The sequence below is a fragment of the Marinobacter sp. genome, from assembly GCF_041984545.1.
Classification (GTDB): Bacteria; Pseudomonadota; Gammaproteobacteria; order Pseudomonadales; family Oleiphilaceae; genus Marinobacter.
Window position 1 is genome coordinate 1 of record NZ_JBHIXV010000107.1, and the last position, 557, is coordinate 557.

The window sequence follows — 557 nt, forward strand, 5'->3', positions numbered from 1 at the left end:
GAGCGGGGAAGAAATTCGGCATGACCTCGCTGCTCTTATTCAGGAGGATGCCTGACTGAATAGACTGTCCCAACTCGAATTGAGACAGTCCTGGTTGGCGGGCACATACAAAGTGGTTAAGCAGAGCCGGAGAGTGTCTCGATAATTCGGCAGTCCATAATAACTCCGCCGTCACAACACGCACTCAGTCTTTCCAACTCGTGTTCCATTGCATGTAGATCTTTCAGTCGAGAGCGCACTTGAACCAGTTGTTGTTCAACTTTGGCGTCCACACCCGCACAGGACTCCTGCTGACGATCCGCCAGTGAAAGCAGTTCACGAATATCGTCAAGGCTAAATCCGAGCCCGCGGCTTCGTCGAATAAACAGCAGCCGCGAATGATCCTCTTCGGAGTAGAGACGATAGCCCGACTCCGAGCGGGTCGCTTTCGGCAACAGTCCAATTTTTTCGTAATAACGGATGGTCACGGGCTTAACGCCCGTATCATCAGCTAGCCGACCGACCGTGTTCCTTTTTTCGCTCATCGCTATTGACCTTATAGTTACTATAACCACCAG

General features: G+C 51.5%; 1 protein-coding gene. It reads right to left on the bottom strand.

Translation table 11 applies throughout. The features are described from left to right. Positions 1 to 116: 116 nt before the first annotated feature. On the bottom strand, positions 117 to 524 hold the full coding sequence (locus tag ACFC20_RS17765) for a helix-turn-helix domain-containing protein (protein WP_008173636.1): 408 nt from the start codon (positions 522 to 524) through the stop codon (positions 117 to 119). Between the last annotated feature and the right edge of the window lie 33 nt (positions 525 to 557).

Bases quoted from the DNA above. Each gene is read 5' to 3' on its own strand.
- ACFC20_RS17765 (WP_008173636.1), bottom strand. From the start codon at position 524: ATGAGCGAAAAAAGGAACACGGTCGGTCGGCTAGCTGATGATACGGGC.